The following is a 672-nucleotide window of genomic DNA, read 5'->3' as shown; positions in this document are numbered from 1 at the left end:
TTGTGATGGCGGTGTTGTTGCCGATTATTGAGATCAACCAGTTGGTGCAGTAGCCGGTTTCGATGGTGTCTGATCGGGCCTCTTCGCGAGCAAGCTCGCTCCCACAGTGTTCGGTGTTGTGAAGTAAATTGCATTCACAACATCAATTCCTGTGGGAGCGAGCCTGCTCGCGAAAGCGCCAGTCCCGACAACACAAAACTCAAATATTTTGCACCGGCCTGACCCTCACCCGAGTCCCGATCCCACCATCCTCGGGTTCTCCATTCTGTCATCTGCAACCACCCGCCAACGCCTCCAGCCCGATTCAGCCAAACCCCCGATCCAGACATGCCGCCACACCCCGCAAACACCCGAGAAATCCGTACCAGAATCCCCCCGCAGCTCCCGAGGTTTTTTCCTTTATCTGTCACCGGAAGCTGCGAATTTCTCTCTGCGGCTCCACCACGGTGGACCCTCCCGGTGTCATGCAAGCCTTCCGAAACCTGTGTTCCAAACCAAGTTGAAAAGGAGATTCTTCATGTTCAAGCGCACTCTGATCGCCGCCTCACTGACCGTCGCCGCTCTGGCTTCCGCCCAGGCCATGGCCGTAACCGGTGGTGGCGCCTCGCTGCCTGCCGCACTGTACAAAGGTTCTGCCAACAGCATCCTGCCTGCCAACTTCAGCTACGCCGT

Annotated in this window: 1 pseudogene; it reads left to right on the top strand. The window is 57.3% G+C overall.

Annotation, left to right across the window (positions count from 1 at the left end):
* Positions 1 to 517: 517 nt before the first annotated feature.
* Positions 518 to 672 (top strand): annotated as a pseudogene (locus D6877_RS05015) (protein disulfide reductase); the annotation flags it as partial.

The organism is Pseudomonas sp. Sample_9 (genome assembly GCF_004307535.1).
Classification (GTDB): domain Bacteria; phylum Pseudomonadota; class Gammaproteobacteria; order Pseudomonadales; family Pseudomonadaceae; genus Aquipseudomonas; species Aquipseudomonas mercuritolerans.
Note: the sequence above shows the minus strand (reverse complement) of the source record. Positions and strands in the feature narration are given on the sequence as shown.